The 23,804-nt window shown below is 58.4% G+C and carries 25 protein-coding genes; 11 read left to right on the forward strand and 14 right to left on the reverse strand.

What is annotated here, in order from left to right; translation table 11 throughout:
* Positions 1-38: 38 nt before the first annotated feature.
* Positions 39-1,148 (forward strand): porin, encoded by a 1,110-nt coding sequence (locus tag ACQUWM_RS06005; protein ID WP_407002129.1) that lies wholly within the window; start codon positions 39-41, stop codon positions 1,146-1,148.
* A gap of 90 nt (positions 1,149-1,238) precedes the next feature.
* On the opposite strand, the gene ACQUWM_RS06010 is transcribed toward ACQUWM_RS06005, so the two are convergent.
* The 3 genes from ACQUWM_RS06010 to ACQUWM_RS06020 all read right to left on the reverse strand — a co-directional run bounded on the left by ACQUWM_RS06010 (position 1,239) and on the right by ACQUWM_RS06020 (position 3,938).
* Positions 1,239-2,594, reverse strand: a complete 1,356-nt coding sequence (locus tag ACQUWM_RS06010; RefSeq protein ID WP_407002138.1) for a PhoH family protein — start codon at positions 2,592-2,594, stop codon at positions 1,239-1,241.
* 63 nt (positions 2,595-2,657) lie between these two features.
* Positions 2,658-3,140, reverse strand: a complete 483-nt coding sequence (locus ACQUWM_RS06015; RefSeq protein WP_406986301.1) for a CBS domain-containing protein — start codon at positions 3,138-3,140, stop codon at positions 2,658-2,660.
* 60 nt (positions 3,141-3,200) lie between these two features.
* On the reverse strand, positions 3,201-3,938 hold the full coding sequence (locus ACQUWM_RS06020; RefSeq protein ID WP_407002128.1) for an START domain-containing protein: 738 nt from the start codon (positions 3,936-3,938) through the stop codon (positions 3,201-3,203).
* A 131-nt stretch (positions 3,939-4,069) separates the two neighbouring features.
* On the opposite strand from ACQUWM_RS06020, the gene ACQUWM_RS06025 reads away from it, so the two are divergent.
* Entirely contained in the window at positions 4,070-5,083 is a 1,014-nt protein-coding gene (locus tag ACQUWM_RS06025; protein ID WP_428921521.1) for a DUF2804 domain-containing protein, read from the forward strand.
* Between the two features lie 81 nt (positions 5,084-5,164).
* Here the strand turns inward: ACQUWM_RS06025 and minE are convergent, their stop codons facing one another.
* From minE to ACQUWM_RS06050, 5 genes are all read right to left on the reverse strand, one after another.
* Complete coding sequence (gene minE / locus ACQUWM_RS06030; protein ID WP_406986309.1) at positions 5,165-5,419, reverse strand: cell division topological specificity factor MinE; 255 nt, start codon at positions 5,417-5,419, stop codon at positions 5,165-5,167.
* Positions 5,420-5,422: 3 nt separating this feature from the next.
* Positions 5,423-6,235, reverse strand: coding sequence for a septum site-determining protein MinD (gene minD, locus ACQUWM_RS06035; RefSeq protein WP_406986311.1), 813 nt, complete (start codon positions 6,233-6,235; stop codon positions 5,423-5,425).
* A gap of 65 nt (positions 6,236-6,300) precedes the next feature.
* The gene (minC, locus tag ACQUWM_RS06040) at positions 6,301-7,080 is read right to left on the reverse strand and encodes a septum site-determining protein MinC (RefSeq protein ID WP_407002126.1); all 780 of its coding nucleotides are present in this window, start codon (positions 7,078-7,080) and stop codon (positions 6,301-6,303) included.
* A complete protein-coding gene (locus ACQUWM_RS06045) occupies positions 7,077-7,466 on the reverse strand; it encodes a HopJ type III effector protein (protein WP_428921522.1) in 390 nt (129 codons plus the stop codon). Before ACQUWM_RS06045 ends, minC begins: the two co-directional genes overlap by 4 nt.
* Positions 7,466-7,744 (reverse strand): DUF1244 domain-containing protein, encoded by a 279-nt coding sequence (locus tag ACQUWM_RS06050; protein WP_406986319.1) that lies wholly within the window; start codon positions 7,742-7,744, stop codon positions 7,466-7,468. The genes ACQUWM_RS06045 and ACQUWM_RS06050 overlap by 1 nt, the downstream gene beginning before the upstream one ends.
* A 115-nt stretch (positions 7,745-7,859) precedes the next feature.
* Here ACQUWM_RS06050 and dinB point away from each other — a divergent pair, with 115 nt between their 5' ends.
* On the forward strand, positions 7,860-8,924 hold the full coding sequence (gene dinB / locus ACQUWM_RS06055) for a DNA polymerase IV (protein ID WP_428921523.1): 1,065 nt from the start codon (positions 7,860-7,862) through the stop codon (positions 8,922-8,924).
* Between the two features lie 8 nt (positions 8,925-8,932).
* On the opposite strand, the gene ACQUWM_RS06060 is transcribed toward dinB, so the two are convergent.
* Both ACQUWM_RS06060 and ACQUWM_RS06065 read right to left on the reverse strand, forming a co-directional pair.
* Positions 8,933-9,505 carry a phosphatase PAP2 family protein gene (locus ACQUWM_RS06060; RefSeq protein WP_428921524.1) on the reverse strand — a complete coding sequence of 191 codons (573 nt, stop codon included), beginning with the start codon at positions 9,503-9,505 and terminating at the stop codon, positions 8,933-8,935.
* Positions 9,471-10,718 (reverse strand): glycosyltransferase family 4 protein, encoded by a 1,248-nt coding sequence (locus ACQUWM_RS06065; protein WP_428921525.1) that lies wholly within the window; start codon positions 10,716-10,718, stop codon positions 9,471-9,473. Before ACQUWM_RS06065 ends, ACQUWM_RS06060 begins: the two co-directional genes overlap by 35 nt.
* Positions 10,719-10,805: 87 nt before the next feature.
* Between ACQUWM_RS06065 and ACQUWM_RS06070 the strand changes: the two genes are divergently transcribed.
* The 4 genes from ACQUWM_RS06070 to ACQUWM_RS06085 all read left to right on the forward strand — a co-directional run bounded on the left by ACQUWM_RS06070 (position 10,806) and on the right by ACQUWM_RS06085 (position 15,186).
* The gene (locus ACQUWM_RS06070) at positions 10,806-11,843 is read left to right on the forward strand and encodes an NADP(H)-dependent aldo-keto reductase (protein ID WP_428921526.1); all 1,038 of its coding nucleotides are present in this window, start codon (positions 10,806-10,808) and stop codon (positions 11,841-11,843) included.
* Between the two features lie 226 nt (positions 11,844-12,069).
* Positions 12,070-12,387 carry a hypothetical protein gene (locus ACQUWM_RS06075; RefSeq protein ID WP_407002119.1) on the forward strand — a complete coding sequence of 106 codons (318 nt, stop codon included), beginning with the start codon at positions 12,070-12,072 and terminating at the stop codon, positions 12,385-12,387.
* Positions 12,388-12,526: 139 nt separating this feature from the next.
* Entirely contained in the window at positions 12,527-14,728 is a 2,202-nt protein-coding gene (locus ACQUWM_RS06080; protein WP_428921527.1) for an acetyl-CoA hydrolase/transferase C-terminal domain-containing protein, read from the forward strand.
* The gene (locus ACQUWM_RS06085) at positions 14,728-15,186 is read left to right on the forward strand and encodes an FKBP-type peptidyl-prolyl cis-trans isomerase (RefSeq protein ID WP_406986335.1); all 459 of its coding nucleotides are present in this window, start codon (positions 14,728-14,730) and stop codon (positions 15,184-15,186) included. Before ACQUWM_RS06080 ends, ACQUWM_RS06085 begins: the two co-directional genes overlap by 1 nt.
* Before the next feature lie 21 nt (positions 15,187-15,207).
* On the opposite strand, the gene ACQUWM_RS06090 is transcribed toward ACQUWM_RS06085, so the two are convergent.
* Together ACQUWM_RS06090 and ACQUWM_RS06095 are read right to left on the reverse strand one after the other, a co-directional pair.
* Complete coding sequence (locus tag ACQUWM_RS06090; protein WP_428921528.1) at positions 15,208-16,017, reverse strand: lysophospholipid acyltransferase family protein; 810 nt, start codon at positions 16,015-16,017, stop codon at positions 15,208-15,210.
* Complete coding sequence (locus tag ACQUWM_RS06095; protein ID WP_428921529.1) at positions 16,017-16,775, reverse strand: GNAT family N-acetyltransferase; 759 nt, start codon at positions 16,773-16,775, stop codon at positions 16,017-16,019. Before ACQUWM_RS06095 ends, ACQUWM_RS06090 begins: the two co-directional genes overlap by 1 nt.
* 248 nt (positions 16,776-17,023) lie before the next feature.
* Here ACQUWM_RS06095 and ACQUWM_RS06100 point away from each other — a divergent pair, with 248 nt between their 5' ends.
* The 3 genes from ACQUWM_RS06100 (at position 17,024) to glpK (ending at position 21,143) form a co-directional block, all read left to right on the forward strand.
* Positions 17,024-17,761 carry a response regulator gene (locus tag ACQUWM_RS06100; protein WP_406986342.1) on the forward strand — a complete coding sequence of 246 codons (738 nt, stop codon included), beginning with the start codon at positions 17,024-17,026 and terminating at the stop codon, positions 17,759-17,761.
* A gap of 70 nt (positions 17,762-17,831) precedes the next feature.
* Positions 17,832-19,406 (forward strand): ATP-binding protein, encoded by a 1,575-nt coding sequence (locus ACQUWM_RS06105; RefSeq protein WP_428921530.1) that lies wholly within the window; start codon positions 17,832-17,834, stop codon positions 19,404-19,406.
* 255 nt (positions 19,407-19,661) lie between these two features.
* Positions 19,662-21,143 carry a glycerol kinase GlpK gene (gene glpK, locus ACQUWM_RS06110; RefSeq protein ID WP_407002113.1) on the forward strand — a complete coding sequence of 494 codons (1,482 nt, stop codon included), beginning with the start codon at positions 19,662-19,664 and terminating at the stop codon, positions 21,141-21,143.
* 8 nt (positions 21,144-21,151) lie between these two features.
* Here the strand turns inward: glpK and ACQUWM_RS06115 are convergent, their stop codons facing one another.
* The gene (locus tag ACQUWM_RS06115) at positions 21,152-22,225 is read right to left on the reverse strand and encodes an ABC transporter ATP-binding protein (RefSeq protein ID WP_428921531.1); all 1,074 of its coding nucleotides are present in this window, start codon (positions 22,223-22,225) and stop codon (positions 21,152-21,154) included.
* Positions 22,226-22,229: 4 nt separating this feature from the next.
* Positions 22,230-23,144, reverse strand: a complete 915-nt coding sequence (gene argF, locus ACQUWM_RS06120) for an ornithine carbamoyltransferase (RefSeq protein WP_407002111.1) — start codon at positions 23,142-23,144, stop codon at positions 22,230-22,232.
* A 331-nt stretch (positions 23,145-23,475) separates the two neighbouring features.
* Here argF and grxD point away from each other — a divergent pair, with 331 nt between their 5' ends.
* Positions 23,476-23,802, forward strand: a complete 327-nt coding sequence (grxD, locus tag ACQUWM_RS06125; protein ID WP_406986354.1) for a Grx4 family monothiol glutaredoxin — start codon at positions 23,476-23,478, stop codon at positions 23,800-23,802.
* Positions 23,803-23,804 lie beyond the last annotated feature (2 nt).

The following is a 23,804-nucleotide window of genomic DNA, read 5'->3' on the forward strand; positions in this document are numbered from 1 at the left end:
TGCAAAGCAATAAATACAATTCAATAAGGAAGGATGTAATGAGAAAACAAAAAAGATTGGTTTCATGTATTGCGTTGGTTGTTTGTGGTTTCTCCGCTTCAGGTGCGTATGCCCAGGCGATGGGCTCGAAGCTCTCAGCGGATGCGCCGGTGTCGAATGTGTCTGCGGACGTGTATGGCCAGCTGAACTATGGTCTTCTGTATGGTGACACTGGCGATGGCAGTGAGCACTTCATCGTTGATAACGACAACAGCGGGAGCCGGATCGGCGCCAAACTGAAAGGCGACTTGAACGATACAGACCTGGTGGTCGGTGCCCATGTGGAGCTGGAGTATCAGCAGAACGCCTCTAACAAAGTGACGCTTGAAGAGCGTTCGATCAGCGGCGAATTCAATGAGCGCCAGCTGAACCTGTTTGTCTCCGGTGGATTTGGCAAGTTATCACTCGGCCAGGGTGATGGGGCCGCGAACGGCAACATCGAACGGGACCTGTCGGGTACCAAGGTTATTTCGTATACCAACCCCGGCTTGGTGGGTGGCGGTCTGGAGTTTCTGGACGATGCCACCGATACGCGGGTCCGGCTGGGGGCTGCCACGAGCGACCAGGATTTCGAGAGCCGGTACAGCCGTGTGAAGTACGATCTGCCAGCCCTGGCCGGGCTGCAGCCCTCGATAAGCCAGGGCATCAAGGATGGTGATGACGTTTCAGAGATCGGGGTGCGCTTCTCTGGCCGGTTCGGGGGCAAGATTTCCGGTGCGCTCGGTTATTCAGTCAAGGACAGTGGCGGGCAAACCGGGGATGTTGAAACCCTTGGCGGTTCGCTGTCGTGGTTGCACGACAGCGGTATCAACCTGACGGGCGCCTACTCAGCCAGCAGTGATGATGACTCTGCCAATCCGGACTCTGATTTCTACCTGGCGAAGTTGGGATACATAATGGGCAGACATGCCTTCGACATTCATTATATGGAAACAGAAGACCGCGTTGAAAAGGGCGACTCGGCGGAAACCGTCGGGGTAGGCTATGTCTTCACCCCAATCAAATGGTTTGAGGCTTATGCCGGTTACAACAACCATTCCCTGGATCGTGCCGGTGCTGACTTTGACGATGTGGACACCGTTCTGGTCGGAGGACGGCTGAAGTTCTGATTTGCGTCTCTTTGTTGTTGTCCCTGGGTGAATGAGCCCAGATTTGCCGCACCGGGTTAAGGGTGCGGCTTTTTTGGTTCTGGAGGGCTGTCAGAGATTGGCTTCGGCGTATTCCGCCAGAACCGACCTCGGTACACCCTGGAGATGGATGTGGCCGCCATGGCGGAAGCCCTTGAAGCGTTCCGTCATGTAGGTCAGGCCGGAGCTGAGGGCGCTGAGATAGGGGGTGTCTATCTGTGCCAGGTTACCCAGGCAGATGACCTTGGAGCCGTTGCCGGCGCGGGTAATGATGGTCTTGATCTGGTGCGGCGTCAGGTTCTGGGACTCGTCGATAATGATCAGGCTGTGCTGGAAACTGCGCCCGCGGATGTAGTTCATGGACTTGAAGTGCAATGGCACCTTGCTGAGGATGTAGTCGACGCTTGCGGTCATGTTCTCGTCGTCTTCATGGAGCGCTTCCAGGTTATCGACGATGGCGCCCAGCCAGGGCTCCATTTTCTCTGCCTCGGTACCGGGCAGGAAGCCGATGTCTTCATCCAGCCCCTGGGTGCTTCGGGTGGCGATGATGCGCTTGTACAGCTTGCTCGCCACGGTCATCTCGATGCAGGCGGCCAGCGCCAGGATGGTTTTACCCGAACCGGCCGACCCCGTCAGGTTCACCAGGTGAATGTCGGGATCCAGCAGCAGGTTCAGGGCCAGCGATTGGTATATGTCCCGGGGGACCAGGCCCCAGACTTCCTCGTTCATCAGATCGTGTTGATGCAGATCCTGCATGACCAGTTGGTCATCAGACAGGTCCACCACCTTGCCAACGAATCCCTGTTCGTCCACCACGAATTCGTTGACGTTGAGCCTGGCCAGCTCACCTTCGCGCTTGAGGATATGTTCGGTGATGCCCTCGCGCTGTATGGTTTCCACCTTGGCGATATTGTCCCAGAAGGAATTGGGGAATTGCTTGTAGCCTTTGGGCAGCAAATCGATGTCATCCAGCAACATGTCGTTGTGGTAATCCTGGGCTTCGACACCGAAACCGCGGGCTTTGAGCCGCATGTTGATGTCTTTGCTGACCAGGATGATGTCACGGGATTTGTGCTGTTCCTGCAGCGCCGCCAGAGTGTTGATGATCTTGTTGTCGTTGAGGTGTTCCGGCAGGGAATGATTGCCGTGGTTTTCGGTGCTCATCAGGATCGACAGGGTGCCAAGGGGCTCGGCCTTCTTTGCCCTTACAATGGGAACGCCTTTCTCAATGTCCTTCGGGCTGGCATCACCCAGCAGTTTGTCGATGTTGCGAATGGCCTGGCGACAATCGGCAGCTACGGCCTGTTTACCGGATTTGAGGCTGTCGAGTTCTTCAAGGACCGTCATCGGAAGGATGACATCGTGTTCTTCAAAATTGAGGAGGGCGTTGGGGTCGTGAATCAGGACGTTGGTGTCGAGGACATACATCTTTCGGCGAGCTTGCGATGCTCCTGGCATAAGGCGCGTTACCTCTCTGGTGGCTCAGTCGTTTCAGGCACAGCGGCTGGTGAGTTCTTTGTCTGAAATCAGTTTTAGCATGTCATAAGTGGTGATGATACCGGTGATCTTGTCGTCTTTTGTAACGAAGATCCGGTGCAGGTGTTCACGCATCATGATATCGGCGATATCGCGCACCGGGGTCTGTTCATCAACGGAAAGGACGCTCGGCGTCATGATATCCCGTACTTCGACGGGGACCTTACCCATCTCCTCGAAGATGGCCATGCGGAGGCGGCGGGCTTCCCGCTCCTCTTCCGGGGTCAGCCGGGCATCGTTGTCATTGCGGTTGGCGTTCCAGCGAAATTCGGTGATGTCTTTCAGGGTGGCGATACCGACAATGTCACCGTGTTCATCGGTGACCGGACTTCCAGTGATTTCGTTGTCGGTGAGGAAGCGGGCCAGCCTCTCCATCGTCCATGATTGCGGTACGGCCTTGATGCTTGGGGTCATGATCTCGTAAGCGAGAACAGTCATTTACCGGGTCCTGTTCTGTTGAAGGGTCCTTTTCACCAGAGCTTAGCTTGTCCCGTGCGGCTAGTCATCCCCTGATTGTAACGATGGCGCCACATCAATGAGTTTACCTTCATCGTCATACACCAGTGTGTGGTCCTGGTAGCGCTCCCGGTGTGTGACCCGCTCCAGTTGCTCCATGGATCTTACCGGAATGTCCACCAGCAAGGTGTTGACCAGCCAGCCGGGTATCGAGCCATTGGGTTCGGTGTGCTGGATCCAGACCATACGAGTCTTGTCGCCTTCGGGAATAAATCGATACCGGGTATCAGAGCGATCAACCCGGACGAGGCCATCGACCTCCTCGCGGCGATCAGGGACAGCGTTGAGGTCCATCTCCACCTCACCTGTGGACTGTTCGCCATGGGTACGGATGCGCAGGACGTAGTCCCGGTCGGTCACCGGCCAGGGCATGTCATTCACCGAGTAGGCGTACCGGTCGAGGAAGTTGCCGTCACCAAAGGCATGGGATTTGGTGCAATTGTGAACCCACTCAACGCAGGATTCCGGATTGACCATCACCGCCATCAGGTTTTCCATGGAGGTATCCATCAATGCTTCGGCCTTGAATGCCTGGAAGCTGGAGTCGTCCTGGTCGATGGTGTAGACCTTGATGTTGTCGGATTCCTTGCGCAGGGTCCAGCCATCGGCATTCTCGGAAGGTAATCCAGCCTGGACGAGTGCCGGGAAGCTGGTGGCGAGGGTCAGAATGGCAGTCAGAATGGTGAATGTGGGCTTGCCGTGGGCTCTTTGATTAGGCATAGAGTACACTTCCTTGATGTGAGTGGCATGAGTCTACCATGCACATTTACAGGGGCGTGGCGTTGAATCAGGGGATTGTGAACTGGGTATCTGCCTTTACATCCACACATTGAATTTGGCCCGAATTGAAAATGATGACTTCGATAAAGCAACTGATTGATGACAGGGGGCGGGTGCAAACCGGGGTGTTTTCGGGCCCCGTGGATACGATCAATTACCTGGATTACGACCTGCGAACGGTGATGGACCGACCTCGCTCCCGGCTTGCCCGGAAATGGCGGTTCAATCAGTTCCAGTTTGTCAGTGTCATGTCGGACCACTGGGTATTTGGTCTGGCCATTGTTGACCTGAAACTGGTGAGCAACGGTTTTTTCTACCTGTATGATTTTGCTTCCGGAGAGATGCTGGAACAGACCTTCATCCAGCCGCTGGGCAGGGGCACCGTGATTGAACCGCGTCCGGAGGACGGTGTGGCCAGTTTCCGCAGCAAACAGGCGAACCTGAGGATTATCCCGGGCCCGGAAGGTCGCAGCATCAGCGTGACGGCGGGTGACACTGTTCGTGCGATGTTTGCACTCCATGAAGACCGGGATCCCCTGAGGCTGGCTTGTCCCGCAGGGTACAATGGCTGGGTGTTTACCCGTAAGTCTGCGGGCTTGCCGGTCACCGGTGAAATTCGTTGGGGAGACCAGGTCTGGCGCTGTGATGACCATACCCGGGGTTCAGTCGACTGGAGTTGCGGTTTCATGCGCCGTGAAACCGCCTGGAACTGGGCGTGCCTGGCCGGTCAACTGGCGGATGGCACCTCTGTTGGTCTGAATCTCGCCACCGGGGTGAACGAATCAGGGCTGACCGAGAACGCACTGTGGCTCAATGGTCGCTGCATCAAGCTTGATCTGGCCAGGTTCGAGTTTGACCGCTACGATCAGGGCGCACCCTGGCGGGTTACCACCAGCGATGGCCGGGTGGATCTCCGCTTTGTGCCGTCGGGTGTTCGCAAGGAACGGCTGAATGCTCTGGTGCTGGCGTCCAACTTCCGCCAATACGCGGGCACGTTTGAAGGCTTTGTGGTGGATGATGAAGACAAAAAAATCCCCATAGCAGGGCTACGGGGATTGATGGAAGATCATTTCGCCCGCTGGTAGCTGCGGGCGTGTTGCGAATGATCTGGAAAGTGATCTGGAAAGTGATCTGGAAAGTGATCTGGAAAGTGATTTAAAGCGCGATCAGCTTTCCGGTAGGGTGACGTTCAGTTCCAGTACCGAACAACTGTCGTTGCGGTCCACTTCCACCTGGACCATATCGTCACTGATCTGCACATACTTGCGAATAACCGCCAGCAGTTCCTGCTGCAACTGGGGCAGGTAGTCCGGCTGTTCGCGCTGACCCCGCTCATGGGCAACAATGATCTGCAGACGCTCTTTGGCAACGTTGGCGGTACTGTTGCTTTTCTTGCTTCTGAAGTAATCGAGGAAACTCATCCCTTAGCCCCCCTTGAACATCCGTGAGAAGAAGCCCTTTTTCTGGGCAGACATAAAGCGGTGTTCGCGCTCCTCGCCCAGCAGCCGGCCCACGGCGTCGTCATAGGCCTGACCGGCATCGCTGTCTTCTTCAAGAATGACGGGCAGACCCTGGTTGGACGCATTCAGCACAATCTGGCTTTCCGGAATGACGCCCAGCAGCGGGATAGCAAGAATCTCTTCCACGTCTGCTACCGACAGCATTTCGCCCCTTTCCACCCGGGATGGGTTGTAGCGGGTCAGCAGAAGGTGCTCCTTGACCGGGTCCTGGCCCATCTCGGCGCGGCGGGACTTGCTCTGCAGGATGCCCAGGATGCGGTCGGAATCCCGCACCGAGGACACTTCCGGGTTGGTGACCACAACGGCTTCATCCGCGTAGTACAGTGCCATCAGTGCACCGTGTTCGATGCCGGCCGGGGAATCGCAGACAATGTAGTCAAAGGTCTCCGACAGTTCGTTAATGACTTTTTCAACGCCTTCCCGGGTCAGGGCTTCTTTTTCCCGGGTTTGCGAGGCTGGCAGTATGTACAGGCTTTGGACGCGCTTGTCGCGGATGAGCGCCTGGTTCAGCGATGCCTCGCCCTGGATGACGTTGACAAAGTCATACACCACCCGGCGTTCGCAGTTCATGATGAGATCGAGGTTGCGCAGGCCCACGTCAAAATCAATGACCACGGTCTTGTGGCCGCGTTTGGCCAGACCGGTACTGATTGAGGCGCTGGTGGTGGTTTTGCCTACGCCACCTTTTCCTGAGGTAACGACAATGATTCTAGCCAAGGTTACATTCCTGTTTCACGGTGGATTCGTCATCTATGCCGAGTAAATCGGTCGTTATAGTCTTATCAGGCCTTTTCCAGTGGCGTTACCACCAGCAGGTCGTCCCTGAGCTGGATCTGAACAGCGGTTTTCCAGCTTTTCTCCTGAAGATCCTCAGAGATTTTATAGTGTCCGGCGATGGACACAAGCTCCGCTTCCAGTGACTGGCAGAAAACCCGGGCGGACGGCGCACCGTGTATGCCAGCAAGGGCGCGACCACGCAACGGACCGTAGACGTGGATATTACCTGCCGCCAGTACTTCCGCGCCAGCCTGAACCGGGGCCAGAATGATCAGATCGCCTTCGGGGGCATACACCTGCTGGCCGGAACGCACCGGCTGATTGATGATGCGGGCCGGTGCGGGCCCGGATGGCAATTCTGCGGCCGGGCTGGCTTCCGGTTCGCTCACCTGTGCTGGCTCGTTGGCGGCGGTCGCCTTCTGGTCGGACGGGCTGACGTCACGGTCACGCTGATTGCCACCGGGCAACAGGGCCAGTGCAGCTCCCCGGGCCAGTCTGCGCTGGTCGTCGTTGCCGCCGCGAACACCGATAACGTGGATATTATGGCGGCGGCAGGTGCCGATAATCTTGAAGAAATCCAGCTCGCTGCTCAGACCTTCGTACTTCTCCAGGCTGATGATCAGCGGGATGTCCTTGAAGAACCCGGGCGCCTGACTGATTTTGTCCCGCAGGGTGTCCTCGAATTCGTCATTGTCGAAGTAATAAAGCTCCAGAGCCGTCATGGACACGCTGGCGCTTTTCAGTTGAAAGCAGTGTTGTACCCCTGAGGTGGCGGTATCGCTCATGAAAGGCTCTCTTCCTTGGGATCGTTCCGGGAGTCGGCAGGGCGGGCGCGAAGTGGCTCGCCTTCAAAGCGGATGCCGGACCAGCCGGTGCTGATGAACTGACGAATGTTACCATGGCTGCCGCCTGCGGGATCATTCAATACCTGTTGGTAATGTTGTGCGAACAGCTGCAGGGTGTCGGCTTCGTTGAGGCTGCAGTACTGACCCAGTGCAAATACCCTGCAGGAGCCTGCATTCTCGCCGGCGGCGTTAAGCAGTGGGCCGTTATGGAAACCGGTCGGCTGATACTCGAAATGGCGGTCAATCAACGCCAAAGTATCGTCAAAATCGGCATGGCCCGCTTTCAGGGACGCCAGATGAATCCGCACTGATTCATTGATCTTCATTATTTATGGTCCTGTTTGGGGCCCTTCTGATAACGGGATTTCCATTCTTCATAGGGCATGCCGTAAATAACCTCGCGGGCGTCCGGATCGGACAGCTCATAGCCCCGTTCGGCGGCCTCGGCACGATACCACTTGGACAGGCAGTTACGACAGAACCCGGCCAGGTTCATCAGATCCAGGTTCTGGACTTCGGTGTGATCACGCAGGTGTTGCACCAGACGGCGGAATGCCGCGGCCTCGATTTCGGTTTGTGATTGCTCGGGAATGGGGTTTGTCATGATTGCTCGCTTGTTGGGCTGTAGAGTGCCTGAAGAGTTCCTGACATTCTCTGTATGTTAGCTTAAGATACAAGGCTGTATATATGTACAGACTGTCGACTCGAGTTGTTGTCCGATGCCCCAGCGCAAGATCATACATGTGGATTGCGACTGCTTTTATGCCGCCGTGGAGATGCGGGACGATCCCTCGTTAAGGGACGTGCCCCTCGCCGTGGGCGGAGAAGGCGGTCGGGGGGTGGTGACCACCTGTAATTACCGCGCCCGGGCATTCGGGGTGCGGTCTGCCATGCCGGGCGGAGAGGCCCGCCGCCTGTGTCCCGGGCTGGTGACAGTGCCGCCGGACATGGCGCGATACCGTGCCGTGTCGCAGCAGGTTATGGCCATTCTGCGTGAAATGACCGACCTTCTGGAGCCGCTATCCCTGGACGAGGCGTTCCTGGATGTCAGTGATGTCGCCGATCACAAGGGTAGTGCCACGTTGATGGCGCAGTACCTTCGCCAGCGCGTGCGTGATGAAGTCGGTATCACAATTTCCGCTGGCGTGGCGCCCAATAAATTCCTCGCAAAAATCGCCAGTGACTGGAAGAAGCCGGACGGTCTGTTCGTGATTCGTCCCCAGGACGTTGAAGGCTTTGTGGCCGAGCTGCCTGTGGAAAAGTTATTTGGTGTGGGGCAGGTCACTGCCGGCAAGCTTCACGCTCTCGGCGTGAGTACCTGCGGTGACTTGCAGGCGATCGGCGCCGAGGTATTGATCGACCGTTTCGGCAAGCAGGGCTACCGGCTGCACGAGATGGCGTTTGGTCGTGATGAGCGCCCGGTGGTGGTGTCCCGCATCGCCAAATCCCTGAGCGTGGAGCGGACCTTTTCCCAGGATCTTCCCGACAAGACCGCCTGTGAGTCGGTGATGGCCTCGCTGGTGGCTGACCTGAACCTGCGCCTGAGCCGTAAGGCCCGTGACAAACCGATCCACAAGCTGTTTATCAAGATTCGCTATAGCGACTTTTCGACCCATACCCTTGAGCGGGTCCGGGAGCAAATCCGGGAGCCCGGTATTGAAGATTTCAGCCCGTTACTGGATGAATTGGTCACGGACAGTTCGCGCCCGGTTCGGCTTCTGGGGCTGGGTGTGCGCTTCCGTAACGACGATTCCCCCGTCACACAGTTGCGGCTGTTCGAATAACGACCAGTTCAGGTGGCAAACAGGGCCCAGACCGGCGCAGCAAAACCGTAGACCGCGAGGCTGCCCAGGCATCCGCCTATCAGTGCTCCGGCGGCGACATCGCTGGGGTAGTGCAGGCCCAGGACAACCCGCGAGGCAGCCACACTCAGTGTGAAGGGGAGCAGCAGCCAGAACAGGCCTGGCGCCAGCAGCGCAATCATGGTGGTAAAGCAGACGGCGTGCAGGGTGTGGCCGGAGGGGAAACTGTAGCGGTCCAGCGGCGGCGTACCGCAGTTGATGCTGGGGAATGAGATAAACGGTCGCTCACGGATCAGCCAGCGTTTGAGCAGCTTGTAGGTCACCGTGCAGGTGAGCCCGGTGGAGACCATCAGCAGGGCCAGCGCCAGGCCATCGGCGGGCCGGATCATCGGCATGGCGAGAATCAGCGCGTACCACAGCCAGCCGTCACCCAGGCGACTGACCAGTTGAAAATAGCCGTGTACCGGCCGGAAGCGCAGGCTGCGGTTAATCGCCTGGCAAAAGGCGTACTCCCGCTGATCCACCAGGTTAAAGAAGCGAGATGCTTTGGTTGTTGACGGCATGGTAGTTGGCCTTTGTTGGCTGATTGAATACCAGCTGTTCAAACTGCTCGATCTGGCTGGCCCAGTTCAGTTCCAGGGCGTCCAGGCGTGCCTGGGCGCGGATTCGGTTCAGCAGCGTGGGCTGGTCGGCCAGGCGCAGGGCATTGTCCACGAAGCTCTCATCGTCGTTCAGCGGCGCCTTCATGCCATTTTCTTCCTGGCGAATGTGCTCGCTGGCGGCGGCATCGTCGAAGGCCACCACGCCCAGGCCACTGGCCATGGCCTCGGTCACTACGTTGCCGAAAGTGTCGGTTTTGCTCGGAAACAGGAAAATATCCCCGGACGCATAGTGGCGAGCCAGGTCATCCGCGCGCCGGGTCCCGCAGAAAATATAATCCGGGTGACGCTCTTCCAGCTGTTTGCGCAGTGGGCCATCACCCACCAGAACGAAACGGGTCTGGGGGTGCAGTCCCCGAAGGCGTTCGAAACAGGCGACGGCCATCTGCAAATTTTTCTCGGAGGCCAGCCGGCCGACATAAAGAATGGCCCGGTCAGTGTCTTTCAGGCCCCACTGTTGACGCAGTGCCTCGTCGCGTTTGTGTGGGCTGAAACGGTGGCAGTCGACGCCCCGGCTCCAGAGTCCTGTCGGGGTGATGCCCATATCCGCCACCGTGCGCTGCATTTTCCGAGTGGGCACCAGAGTGATGGCGGTGCGATTGTGAAACCAGCGCCCATACGCGCAGAGCAGCTTTTCCAGGAACCCTGCGCCGTAATATCGGCTGTAGGAGTGGAAGTTGGTGTGAAAGCCGGAGCTGACCGGAATGCCCAGACGTCTGGCGGCGGCTACGGCTGCCAGCCCCAGTGGCCCTTGGGTGGCTACGTAAACCGCGTCCGGACGTTGCGCTTTCCAGAGTTTTGTCAGCGACCGCGCTCCTGCCAGTCCGAAGCGCAGATCCGGATAGCCGGGCAGGGGCAGGCCCGTTACCACGTGTTCGGCGGAAAACAGCTGATCTCCGGCGTGGTCCACCTGTCCTTTGACTTCATGCTGCTGGCGGGGGCGTACCACCGCTACCCGGTGGCCGCGTTGCAGCAAGCCCTGGCACAAGTGCCTCAAGGTGTTCGCCACACCATTGATTTCCGGAGGAAAGGTCTCGGAAACGATGGTAATGTGACTGCTGCGCCGGATGGCCTGCAATGAATTGGTCACGGTGCGTCCTGTGTTTCCCTGAATCATGTTTCCACTATGGGAAGTCGCTGTGACAGTTATGCGACAGCCCCGTGACAATCTGTTTACCTTTTGACCAGACAAACCGGAGAAACTATGCAGACGCGCAAGCTCGGTACCACCGATATCGATGTCAGCCTGATTTGCCTCGGCACCATGACCTGGGGCGAGCAGAACACGGAACAGGAAGCATTTGAGCAACTGGACCTGGCCGTTGCCGAAGGTATTAACTTTATTGATGCGGCAGAAATGTACCCGGTGCCGCCTCGAATTGAGACCCAGGGACGGACCGAGCAATACCTCGGCAACTGGCTGGCTCGCCGCGGTCGTCGGGATGATTTGGTGATTGCGTCCAAGGTGGCGGGGCCGGGAAATGGTCTGAGTTATTTGCGGGACGGGCCCCGCCTGACCCGTGAGCACATCCGCCAGGCCTGTGATGACAGTCTGAAGCGCCTGCAGACCGACTATATTGATCTCTACCAGGTGCACTGGCCGGACCGGAATACCAACTTCTTTGGCAAGCTGGGTTATGTCCATAACCCGGAGGAGCAGTCGACACCGATTGAGGAAACCCTCTCGACTCTCGACGAGTTGGTGAAAGAGGGCAAGATTCGCCACATCGGACTGTCCAATGAAACGCCCTGGGGAGCCATGGAGTATCTGAGGCTTTCCCGGGAAAAGGGCTGGCCCAGGGCGGTGAGTATCCAGAATCCCTACAACCTGCTGAACCGCTCCTACGAAGTGGGGATGGCGGAAGTGTCACATCGGGAGCAGGCCGGACTTCTGGCGTATTCGCCCCTGGCGTTTGGTATGTTGTCTGGCAAGTACCTGGATGGTCAGCGCCCACCGAAGGCACGTCTGACCCTGTTTGAGCGTTTCAGCCGTTACTCCGGCGGTCGTGGCGAGGCGGCGACCCGTGCCTATGCGGATCTGGCCAGGAAACATGGTCTGTCACCGGTGCAACTGGCCCTCGCCTGGGTGAACAGCCGGGACTTCGTTACCAGTAATATCATCGGCGCTACCACCATGGAGCAGTTGAGGGAGAACATCGGATCGGCCCGGATCACGCTGGACAGAGAGTTGATTGAAGCCATCGAGGCCATTCACCAGGAGTTCACCTACCCCTGTCCCTGAGTGGCTCGCCCCGACGTGTTGCCTGGAGACGCGTCGGGGCGCAGCCCTCGCCAGAAAGATACACTGAAATTGGAAGGGATAATTTATTGACATAAACGGTTTCATTTGGTGACAAAAAATCGACTAATTTGTGTGCAGAATCACATCTTTCTGGCCTCGAATCATTAGACTTTAGCAGTATACGAACGTAGACTGCTTCCCTAATAATAAAGGTCGTAGAAGTATCATGATTATCCGCATTTTTGTCACGCTGTTAGCCCTCAATATGATTGCATTCGTCGTTCGTGCCGAGGCGGACGAGCGAGTCATTGCTGATGAAAACGTTGCTGAGGATGTATACGAGCTCCAGGAACGGATGGCGGGTGATTTTGAGCGTGACGATACCGAGGACGCGCTGACGGAAATTGGTTCCCGCCTGTTGAGCCTCAGCCTGTATCGTTCCGGGTCCAGCGGAAAACGCTACGCTTCCGATCGGGCCCGTGCGGACCATGGCGTTGCCCTGCTGGAAGAGGGCGCGGCCCTGAATCTGAAGTGGAATTTCTGACCTCCACTCTTCCTCTGCCATCTCCCCGGAATTTGCCGTTTTAGCTCCCAACTAAGTCGCCTGGCTCATTGTCTGCCTGCACCTATCATGTGATGATCCTCTCCGGAACCCTCTACGAAGGTTATAAAGGAGTATGGATATGGTGGCAGACGCGCCATTGCGCCTGAGTGATACCAATGCCTGTGTGGACGCCGTTATCGAGCGGGTGGGCAAGAACATAACGCTCGGCTTGCCGCTGGGGCTGGGTAAACCCGTTCGGTTCGTGAATGCGCTGTATCAGCGCGCCAAGGACGATCCCTCCATTAACCTTCATATTGTCACCGCGCTGTCGCTGCTCGCTCCCCGGGGTAGTTCCTCCCTGGAAAAGCGATTTATGGGGCCGTTCGCCGAGCGTCTGTATGGACGTATTCCGGAACTGGCCTATGCCCGTGATGTCAGTGCCAACCGCCTGCCGGACAACGTCAAAGTATCCGAGTTTTTCTTCAAGGCCGGATCGTTCCTTAACAATGTTGATCAGCAGCGCAATTACGTTTGCACCAACTACACCCATGCCGTGCGGGATCTCATGGCGCTGGGGGTGAATGTGATCGGGCAGATGATCGCGCCCGGGGATGGCTCGGGTCAGGTCAGTCTCAGCTCCAATCCGGACCTGTCTCTGGATCTGTTGCCCCTGATGCGTGAGCGGGAAGCTGAAGGGACGCCGGTGGCTGTCATTGGCGAGCTCAATGAAAACCTGCCGTTCATGGGGCAGCATGCGGCAATTGCCGAGACCAGTTTCGATGTCCTGCTGGAGCACCAGCCATCCGACTATCCGCTGTTCTCCGCTCCACAGATGGCGGTGAGCCCGGCAGATCATCTGATCGGCTTTTATGCCAGCACCCTGCTCAGGGATGGCGGCACCTTGCAGGTGGGGATCGGTTCCCTGGGGGCAGCTCTGGTGCACAGTACCATCATGCGTCACAAGCAGAACGATGACTGGAATGCGGTCTTTGACCGTTTGCGTGTGGCGGACCGGTTCCCGGTAGCAACGGAGGACGGTGGCACTGAGCCGTTCCGGGAAGGGCTGTATGGCTGCAGCGAAATGATGGTCGACGGTTTCTATTATCTGCTGGATGCCGGCGTACTGACCCGCGTGGTATATGACCACGCTGGCCTGCAAACCCTGATCAACCAGGGCGATATCAGTCAGCAGGTCTCACTGGACACACTCGATGTCCTCCGCCGGGAAAAGCTGATTGATTCCCCGATGCGGGCCCGGGACGTTCGCTGGCTGACCCGATTCGGTATTTTCAGGGACACCGTCGAATTCAAGGGGGGGCGCCTCAGGGTAGGGGAGCAATCGCTGGATGCGGATCTGGATAATGCCGACTCCAGAGAGGCCATCCGGACCCTGGCGCTGGGTGATCGCCTGACCGGCGGCGTGGTCATGCACGGTGGCTTCTATGTCGGGCCGGAATCGTTCTACCAGGCTCTGCGGGATCTGTCCGACGAGGACCGTCAGCGCATCTGCATGACCAGCGTGAATTACATCAACCACCTTTATGATCACGCCTTCGGCAATCAGCGGTTAAAGGCCGCCCAACGCGTTCACAGCCGGTTTATCAATTCGGCCATGATGTACACCCTCAGCGGCGCTGCCGTTTCCGACGGCCTGGACGATGGCCGCGTGGTCAGTGGGGTGGGTGGTCAGTACAACTTCGTCGCCATGGCTCACGAGCTGCCGGACGCCAGATCAATCCTGACGTTGCGGAGTACCCGTCAATCCGGGGGTGAGGCAGTGTCCAATATTGTGTTCAGCTATGGTCATTGCACCATTCCCAGACACTTGCGGGATATTGTGGTGACCGAATATGGCATCGCCGATCTGCGTGGACAGCCTGACGAACAGGTCTATCTGAGGTTGATCCGCATCGCCGATTCCCGCTTTCAGCAGGATTTGTTGAAACAGGCCCAGAAGGCAGGCAAGGTGGCGCCGGATTTCACGCTGCCCGCCGACTGGTGCAATAACACGCCGGACGCCGTGCGCCAGGCGGTGACCCGTACTGGGGACGAAGAGCTGTTCCCGGCGTTTCCCTTTGGCCGCGACTTCACCGACGAGGAACTGACGCTGGGCAAGGCATTGCAGACCCTGAAGGCCGCAACGTCGACCCGACGTGGTAAACTGGTGACGCTGTGGCAGGCCCTTCGGGAGAAGGATGAGGACGGCCGTTACGCGGCATTGTTGCAGCGTATGGGGCTGGAGAATCCCCGTGGCCTGAAGGCCAGGCTTGATCGGCGCCTGGTTATTCATGGCCTGCGCAAACTTGATACACCATCCGACACGGGAAGCAAAGAAACCTGATGCAAAAACCTGATGTTTTTACCGTTCACTATGTCCTGAAGAACAAGATCGGGGAGCTGGTTGATACCTCGGAGGGCAGTGAGCCTCTGCACTTCCTGTATGGCAGCCCGGGCATTATCGCCGGCATTCAGGAGGCGGTAAAAGACCGGAACGTGGGCGATTGCCTTGAGGTCACCGTGCCGCCCTCCATGGCCTATGGCGAGCACAACCCGGAATTGATTCGCAAGGTGCCACGCTCCATGTTCGAGGGGGTGGAGAACCTTGATGTTGGCATGAAGTTCCAGACCAACACCGGAGACAGCGCACAAGTCGTTCAGGTTGTGAGTATTGATGGCAACCTGGTTAAGGTGGATGCCAATCATCCGCTGGCGGGTTTTACCCTGTACTTCGATCTGGAAATTGTCGGCAAGCGGGAAGCTACGGAAGAGGAAGTCGCTCAGGGGCGCCCGCTTTACTGAGCGGCGGGTTGCCTGTACGGCTTACGCCTGCTGCCGCACAGGCTCGCCTGCGTCTCTGCCAGCTTCAATGGCCCTTTCCCGATAGATCTGCCGCACGCCGCCGGCGACGGTTTCCTGTACCTGTTCAACGACCTCCGTCAGTGACCTGTCGGCGCCCATCTGCGCTGGCGGGTGAAACACCACTGTAACGTCCACGGCTGGTTGTCGCAGCAGTCGGGGCAGGTGGGACTGGAACTCGTCATCGCCAATAAACGGTGCCAGGTGGTCCGGCCTCCCCTGTCTGGTGTAGGCAATGCTGATGCCCTGAATGGCAACATTGGCATCCGCCGCTGCCTGCAGTAACCGGCTGTGGAACGGGAGTACCGTCAGCCCCGTGCTGGTTGTGCCTTCCGGAAATATCAGCACGGATTGCCCGCCGCACAGGGTCGAGGCGATTTCCTGCCTGGCTTCCCGTGCCCTGCCGCCGCCACGGACAATGAACAGTGTTCCGGCTTGTCGCGCAAGCCAGCCGATTACCGGCCAGCGACCCACTTCCGCCTTGGACAGGAAGCGGAGTGGGACGCTACCGCCCAGCACTGGAATGTCAGACCAGGAAATGTGGTTGCTGACAAACAGCACGGGCCTGGCGGCCGGGGTGCCCTGCAGGCGAATGCGAAGGCCGAGGCAGCGGCTGGCGCCATGGAAGCAGAAGCGGGCGATCGGAGCACGGTTGATGGCGCGCCGCGAGACGCTTTCCGCCAGCAGGCAGGCTGCTGCGATCAGTGCGGTAGTGAGCAGGAAGGCGGAAAACAGCGCCAGCCTGACGGTGAGCCGGATTCCTCCCATGGCCATCAGGCCCTGGCCAGGAAGTGTCGGCTGTAACGCGAAGCCAGCCGGCTCACTTCCAGCACCACCAGGACATCCGCGCAGCGAAATTCCGGATCCCAGCAGGGTTCCCCGCATACTTTGGCCCCCAGTCGCATGTATGCCTTGATCAGGGCCGGTACATTCACCGGTCGTCCTTCGCTGACCGGATGAGCCAGGTGTGGCAGCTCCCGTTTCGGAGTCACCCGAAAGGCCTCATCGGACATGAATTCACGCTGTAGGTAGCGGGCGATGTTCCAGGCTTTCAGTCCGCCATCGGCCATGCTGATGCTGGCACAGCCGATCAGGTAGTCTACCTGGTGCTGAACCAGGTACTCCGCCAGGGAGGCCCACAGCAGGGTGATGGTGGCGCCATTCCGGTAATCCGGGTGGACGCAGGTTCTGCCCAACTCTGCCACAGTGCCCGGTAGACGGTGAAATGCGGCCAGGTCAAATTCCCCTTCGGAATAGAAGCCGCCGGCCTTTGCCACATCCCGCTGGTGCAGGATGCGGGTGGTCGCCACCAGCTGTCCGCTGGACTGGTCCGTAACAATCAGATGATCGCAATACGTATCGAAGCTGTCCGCATCGATACCCGGGGTGGTGGCGCCGAGGTCGGAGCCATATTCTTCGGAAAATACCCGGTAACGCAGGCGCTGGGCTGCTTCCACAGTGGCCGGGTGGTTTGTTATTCCAGCCTTTAACTGGCGGGCGGGGCGGGTGACGTCAACGGATTGTGCGCTCATAGCTTGGTCTCATTGTTGCCGTTTCCAGACAAGGCTATGAACCGGGTGTGACAGCGGAATGACCGCCTGATGACGACTGGGTTACAGTGTTTTTTGGACAAATCAGGTTGTGAGGTATGTCACCAGCTGTAACGGAGTGGCGGTTCCATGTATATTTCTGAATAGCATGTATAATTGCTGTTACAGCAGGTTGCCTGTATTGTCAGTAACAGAATGCTTCTTCTGAAACCGGAATAACAAAACCAGAGATGGACGGCGTGGAACAGACAAACGAAAGTTGGCGAATTCTCATTGTCGAGGATGATGAACGGCTGGCAGAGCTGACAAGGGAATATCTGGAGAGTAACGGCCTGACCGTTTCCCTGGAGACCCATGGTGGCCGCGCAGTCGAACGTATCCGCAACGAGCAGCCTGACCTGGTTGTTCTTGACCTTATGCTGCCGGGCGAGGATGGCTTGTCCATCTGTCGTCGGGTGAGGCCTGCCTATCAGGGGCCGATCATCATGCTCACCGCCCGGACCGATGACCTGGATCAGGTGCTGGGTCTGGAGATGGGCGCGGATGACTACATCGGCAAACCAGTAAAGCCCCGGGTGCTGTTGGCAAGGATTCGCGCCATGCTGCGACGAATCACCGAGGGCAGCCAGGGCGGGGCCGAAGAAGTCAATGGTGAAGAACCGGTCCGGCTTCAGTTCAATGATCTGGTGGTGGATCGATCCATGCGCGAAGCCTGGCTCAATGACGAGAGTATCGATCTGACCAGTGCCGAGTTCGATCTGCTCTGGTTGTTGGCCAGTAACGCCGGGCGGGTGCTCAGCCGGGAGGAAATCTTCACGGCCCTGCGGGGGATTGAATACGACGGCCAGGACCGCTCCATCGATGTCAGGGTGTCACGGATTCGTCCCAAGATCGGTGACGATCCGATACACCCCCGCCGCATCAAAACGGTTCGCAGCAAAGGCTATCTGTTCGTAAAAGAAGCCTGAACCATCAGCCTCTGGCGCCGGCAGCCTTCCCTGTGGGGTGGGGCCGGCGTTCGTTGCCAGGGTTAACGCGATGCCCCTGAAGTTTTTCCTCAAACTCTACCTTCGCCTGATCGGCCTTACCTTTCTGGTCCTGCTGCTGTGTGCTGCCTTGTTCATGGGCGTCAATTCGGTTCGTTCCCAGTTCTGGAATGAACGATTTCCCGAGCCGCTCATGCGCTGGCTGGCAGCGTCGCCAGCACCACTCCAGCAATATCATTGGCTTGAATCGCTCTACGATTTCCAGGTAGCCGCGCCCGATGGCCTGTCTCTGTCACCGGTTGTTCTTGAGCGGTTGGCGTATGGCCAGGTTGTCGCCAGGGAGTCGAGTATCGGTCAGCAGGTTCTGGTTCAGGGTGTGGATGGTTCGGTGCTGTCGATCCGATTCAGGGATACCTATCGCGATGTGGCTGAAGCGGTGGCCCTGATTGTGCGCCAGCATATGGATGAAGTGGGCCCCGGCCGTGAAGAGATGATGATCGATCAGTTGGAAGAGACCTTCGGGATACTCCTGTCCCGGGTTGAGAGTCCTGATCGTGTGCCGGGCTCCGAAGTGCTGGATCGGGTATCGGAGCGGGGACTGTCACTGTACCAGCAGGACGGCACTGACCGTGCCAGTGTATTGATTCGGCTTGGGGACGGTTCCCTGTTCGACCTCACCATGCCGAAGCCATTCAGTCCCTGGGGCTGGCCCGTGATCCTGCTGTTGCTGACGGTCAGTGGCGGCGTGCTGGCACTGGCGCTCTACCTGGCGCTGAGGGAAGTGGATAGCAATCTGCGGTCGGTTGAATCGGTGGCTGTGCGCATTGCACGGGGGGAGATGGGCGCCCGGGTGGATGCCGGGGACAGTAAGCTGGTTTCCCGTCTGGCCGCGGCCTTTAATGGCATGGCAGAGCATATCCAGCGTCTGGTGGGGGTTCAGCGGGAGATGATCCACGCGGTGTCCCACGAGTTGCGCACGCCGGTTGCCCGCATTCGTTTTGGTGTACAGATGATTGAGAGCGCCTCCAGCCCGGAGGCGCTGCAGAAGCAGCTGGATGGCATTGACGGCGATATCCAGGAACTGGATGAACTGATTGATGAGATTCTGACCTACGCCCGGCTGGAGCAGGGTGGGCCGGTGTTCTCGCTGCAGGAAACTTCGGTAACGGATATTGTCCGGCAGGTGGTGGGCGAGCAGCAGCTGATCCGCCCGGAACTGGCCATTACGGCCAGGATTGGCGAGGAATCGGAGCAGTGGGGGCTGTCAGATGTCGAGCCTCGCTACATCCACCGAGCCATCCAGAACCTGGTCGGAAATGCCGGACGTTATGCCCGCGAGAAAGTGATGGTCTGCTGTCATTTCGACGAAGATAACTGCCGGGTGGACGTTGAGGACGACGGTCCCGGCATTCCGGAAGAGGACTGGGAGAAGGTCTTTACCGCCTTTGCCCGTCTGGATGACAGTCGCACGCGCACCTCCGGCGGTTATGGGCTGGGGTTGTCGATTGTGCGCCGTATTCTGTACTGGCATGGCGGGCAGGCGTTCGTCAGCCGCAGTGAAGCGCTGGGTGGTGCCAGGTTCAGCCTGGTGTGGCCGCGCAAGAAGCCGGTGGACGCGATAGTGTGAACTGTGTCTCGCCCTCTCACCTGATGTAACAATCCACATACATAACCTCAACTGAACAGGGTCATCGCCTTGTCCATAATTCGCAGTGTAAGGGATGACTTTTGAGGTTGTAGTTCTTACGAACTTTCCTTGTTTCATTCGTCATTTGAGGGCCGGTTTTTACCGGCCCTTTTTTTTGGATTTTTGTTGCTGGTTTTGCTTTCCTCAGGCTCTCCACTGTTAGAATCATGAAAAAACAATGGAGTGCCAATCACCATGCCAGATTACCTTCTCGCCATTGACCAGGGGACGACCAGCTCCCGCGCTATCGTGTTTGATGAAACCGGGACCAGCGTTGCCGTGGCCCAGCAGGAATTCCATCAATATTTCCCCCGGGATGGCTGGGTTGAGCACGATGCCGCCGAGATATGGGACAGCACTCTGGCGGTGTGTCGTGAAGTGTTGGAAAAAGGCGGCATAGACGCCGCGACCCTGGCAGGGATCGGAATCACCAATCAGCGTGAGACAACGATTATCTGGGACCGTCAGACGGGCAAGCCCATTCATCACGCCATTGTCTGGCAGGATCGCCGTACGGCATCGATTTGCACCAAGCTGAAAACCGATGGGTATGAGGATACCGTTGTCGAGCGTACCGGATTACTGATTGACCCATACTTTTCGGCCACCAAGGTTGCCTGGATTCTGGATCATGTCGATGGTGCTCGGACCCGCGCCGAGGCCGGAGAACTGGCATTCGGCACGGTTGACAGTTGGTTGTTGTGGAACCTGACCGGCGGCCGGTCGCACCTGACCGATGCCACCAACGCTTCTCGCACCGCGCTGTTCAATATCCATAATCAGGCCTGGGACGATGAACTGCTTGAGTTGTTCCGCGTGCCCAGGGCGCTGCTTCCGGAAGTCATGGATTGTGCCGCGGATTTCGGTACCACTGACGAGGCATGTCTGGGCGCGCCGGTGCAGGTCGCGGGTATCGCGGGTGATCAGCACGCCGCATTGATCGGCCAGGCCTGTTTTGAGCCTGGTATGGCCAAAAGCACCTATGGCACCGGCTGTTTTCTCATGCTCAACACCGGAGAGCAGGCGCTACGCTCCGAGAACCGCCTGTTGACCACCATGGCCTATCGTCTGAACGGCAAACCCTGTTACGCCATGGAGGGAAGCATCTTTGTCGCGGGTGCGGCGATGCAGTGGCTGCGGGATGGCCTGAAGCTGATTCGCCATGCCAGTGAATCGGCTGCGTGTGCGGAGCAGGTCGGGGTGGATAACCCGGTGTACCTGGTGCCGGCGTTTACCGGTCTGGGGGCGCCACACTGGGACCCTCACGCCCGGGGGGCAATCATGGGGCTGACCCGGGATACCGGTATCGCCGAGATTGTCACCGCAGGCCTGCAGTCCGTTTGCTACCAGACCAAGGATCTTGTCCGCGCCATTCAGAACGACGGTGCCCCCCTGCAGGCGCTGAGGGTCGATGGCGGCATGGCGGTGAACGACTGGGTCATGCAGTTCCTGTCGGATATTCTGAATGTGACGGTGGACCGCCCCCGGGTGACAGAAACCACGGCGTTGGGAGCCGCGTACCTGGCCGGGCTCCATACTGGCGTCTACAAGAGCCTGGATGAGATTGCGCAGTTGTGGGAGCGGGAGCGGCGGTTCGAGCCGGCCATGAGACCGGCCCTCAGGGAATCGCTCTATGCCGGATGGCTGGATGCCGTGGAGCGGGTCTGCAACAACTGACGGCCCGGTCAGGCAGTGCGTTCGAACGCGATCAGATGGTCGGCTTCGACGCGCACCGGCACGGTTTCGCCCAGATGAAAATCCAGATGGCTGCGGAACAGGGCCTCGAACTCCGTGTCTTCCGAGCAGCGGAAACGGTACAGGGTTGAGGTGCCGGCAAAGGTTTTCTCGACCACCTTGGGTTTGAGGCCGGAGTCCGCGTCGTAGACGATGTCGTCAGGCCGGATCAGCACGTCCACCAGGGTGCCGGGTGCCCATTTGTAGGCCCTGTTGCCGTGAATGATGCCCAGCTCCGATTCAATGGTATCCGGACCCAGCGCCTTGCCGGGAATAAAACCACCCTGACCGACAAAGCCGGCCACAAAACGATTGGCCGGTTCGTGATAGAGGTTGTAGGGCACGTCCCACTGCTGGATGCTGCCGTTTTTCAGTACCGCTACCTGATCGCACATGGCAAAGGCTTCCTGCTGGTCATGGGTCACCAGGATGGCGCTGATACCGAGGGTTTTGAGGATCTCGCGCACATCCAGGCTCAGGCGACGGCGCAGATCGGTGTCCAGGTTGGAGAAGGGTTCGTCCAGCAGAATCAGCGTTGGTTCCGGCGCCAGTGCCCGGGCGAGAGCGACCCGTTGTTGCTGGCCGCCTGACAGTTCGTGGGGGTAGTTGTCCGCCAGGTCCTGAAGGTGCACCAGAGTCAGCAGTTCCATGACTTTCTGGCGCTTCTCGCTGCGGCTCTCCTTGTGCAGGCCAAACCCCACATTGTCGGCGATGGTCAGGTGTGGAAACAGCGCGTAATCCTGAAACACCATGCCGATGCGGCGTTTCTCCGGTGCCAGTGTCCGGCCGGGCAGGCTGATGGATTGTGACTGCAGGCGGATTTCGCCGGTATTGAGCGGCAGGAAACCGGCCAGCGCACGAAGTATGGTGCTTTTACCGCAGCCGCTGGGGCCCAGGAGGCAGCCAATGTCGCCGTGGCTCAGTGAGAAGCTGACGTCCTTGACCACCGAGCCGTCACCGTACCCGCAGGACAGGTTGTGCACTTCCAGCAGCCAGTCGGCGGGTTGGTTCAGGCTCGGGCTCATCCGGTCAGTCCAGTTTGTTGAGAATCAGGAATTCAAGCAGTGCCTTCTGGGCATGCAGACGATTTTCCGCTTCATCCCACACTACGGAGCTGGCGTGCTCCATCATGTCCGTGGAGATTTCCTCGCCCCGGTGGGCTGGGAGGCAGTGCATGAAGAGTGCGTCCTTGTCTGCCAGGGTCATCAGTTCAGGGCTGATCTGGTAACCCTGGAATGCCTTTTCGCGAGCTTTCTGCTCGTCTTCCTGGCCCATGGAGGCCCACACGTCGGTGACCAGCAGGTTGGCGCCACGGGCTGCCTCCTGCGGATCGCGGACGATGCTGACGCGGTCGCTGTGCATCTGCATCAGTGAGGCGCTGGGGTCGTAGCCTTCAGGGCAGGCAATGCGCAGGTTAAAGCCGAACTGGGTAGCGGCATTGATGTAGGAATGGCACATGTTGTTGCCATCGCCGACCCAGGTCACCGTGGCGCCACGGATGCTGCCCCGGTGCTCACGGTAAGTCTGCATGTCGGCCAGCAACTGGCAGGGATGGAAGTCGTCGGTCAGCGCGTTGATGACCGGCACGCGGGAGGCGCTGGCAAATTTTTCCACGGTTTCGTGGGCAAAAGTGCGGATCATCACCGCATCCACCATGCTGGAAATGACGATGGCGGAATCCTCGATGGGCTCACCTCGTCCCAACTGGGTATCGCGGGGAGAGAGGAACAGAGCGGCGCCGCCGAGCTGGGTCATGCCGGCCTCGAACGATACCCGGGTTCGAGTGGATGATTTCTCAAAGATCATCGCCAGCACCCGGTTCTTCAGGGTGTCCCGGGTAACGCCGCTGCGCCACTCTTTGCGAAGTTTGCTTGCATGGTCCAACAGGCTCTCAAGCTCGCCGGAGGTCATGTCATTCAATGTCAGAAAGTGTCTTGCTGCCATGTTCTGGCCCTTTATCAAACGAAAACCCTGCCGCACATTTACGGGCATGCTGGTTGTTACAACTGGCCCGTAAAAATCCGCGTCGGAAAACCACAACGCGCCAGACTGCGGATAAAACCGCACCGGCGGGTGAACGTGACGGGAGCTGCGCTGACTGCCTGGAAGACAGGGGCTCAAGTCTAGCCCTTAAGGCAGATGATGACAACGGCGTTGCCGAGGTGGTTGCGCTGCATCAAGCGGGGAGTTTGGTGCCCCCGACAGGCGGCGTGTACAATAGGCCTCAAGTGCATTGCCGACAGGCAATTCCGTTTCCAATCAGAGGTGAATGTTCATGGACATTAACGAAACCATTAAGAGCCAGCTTGAGGGTAACCCGGTCATTCTGTACATGAAGGGTACTCCGCAGGCTCCACAGTGCGGTTTCTCGGCAAAAACCGTCCAGGCATTGATGGCCTGCGGTGAGCGCTTTGCGTTTGTCAATATTCTGGACAATCAGGAACTGCGTGAGGCCCTGAAGGTTTATTCCAGCTGGCCGACCTACCCGCAGCTTTACATCAACGGTGAGCTGGTGGGTGGCTGTGACATCGTTCTTGAGATGTCCGAAAGTGGCGATTTGGCCAAGGCTGTCAAGGATGCAGCCAAGCAGGCTGAAGCCTGATC

The organism is Marinobacter sp. DUT-3 (assembly GCF_050379435.1).
Classification (GTDB): domain Bacteria; phylum Pseudomonadota; class Gammaproteobacteria; order Pseudomonadales; family Oleiphilaceae; genus Marinobacter.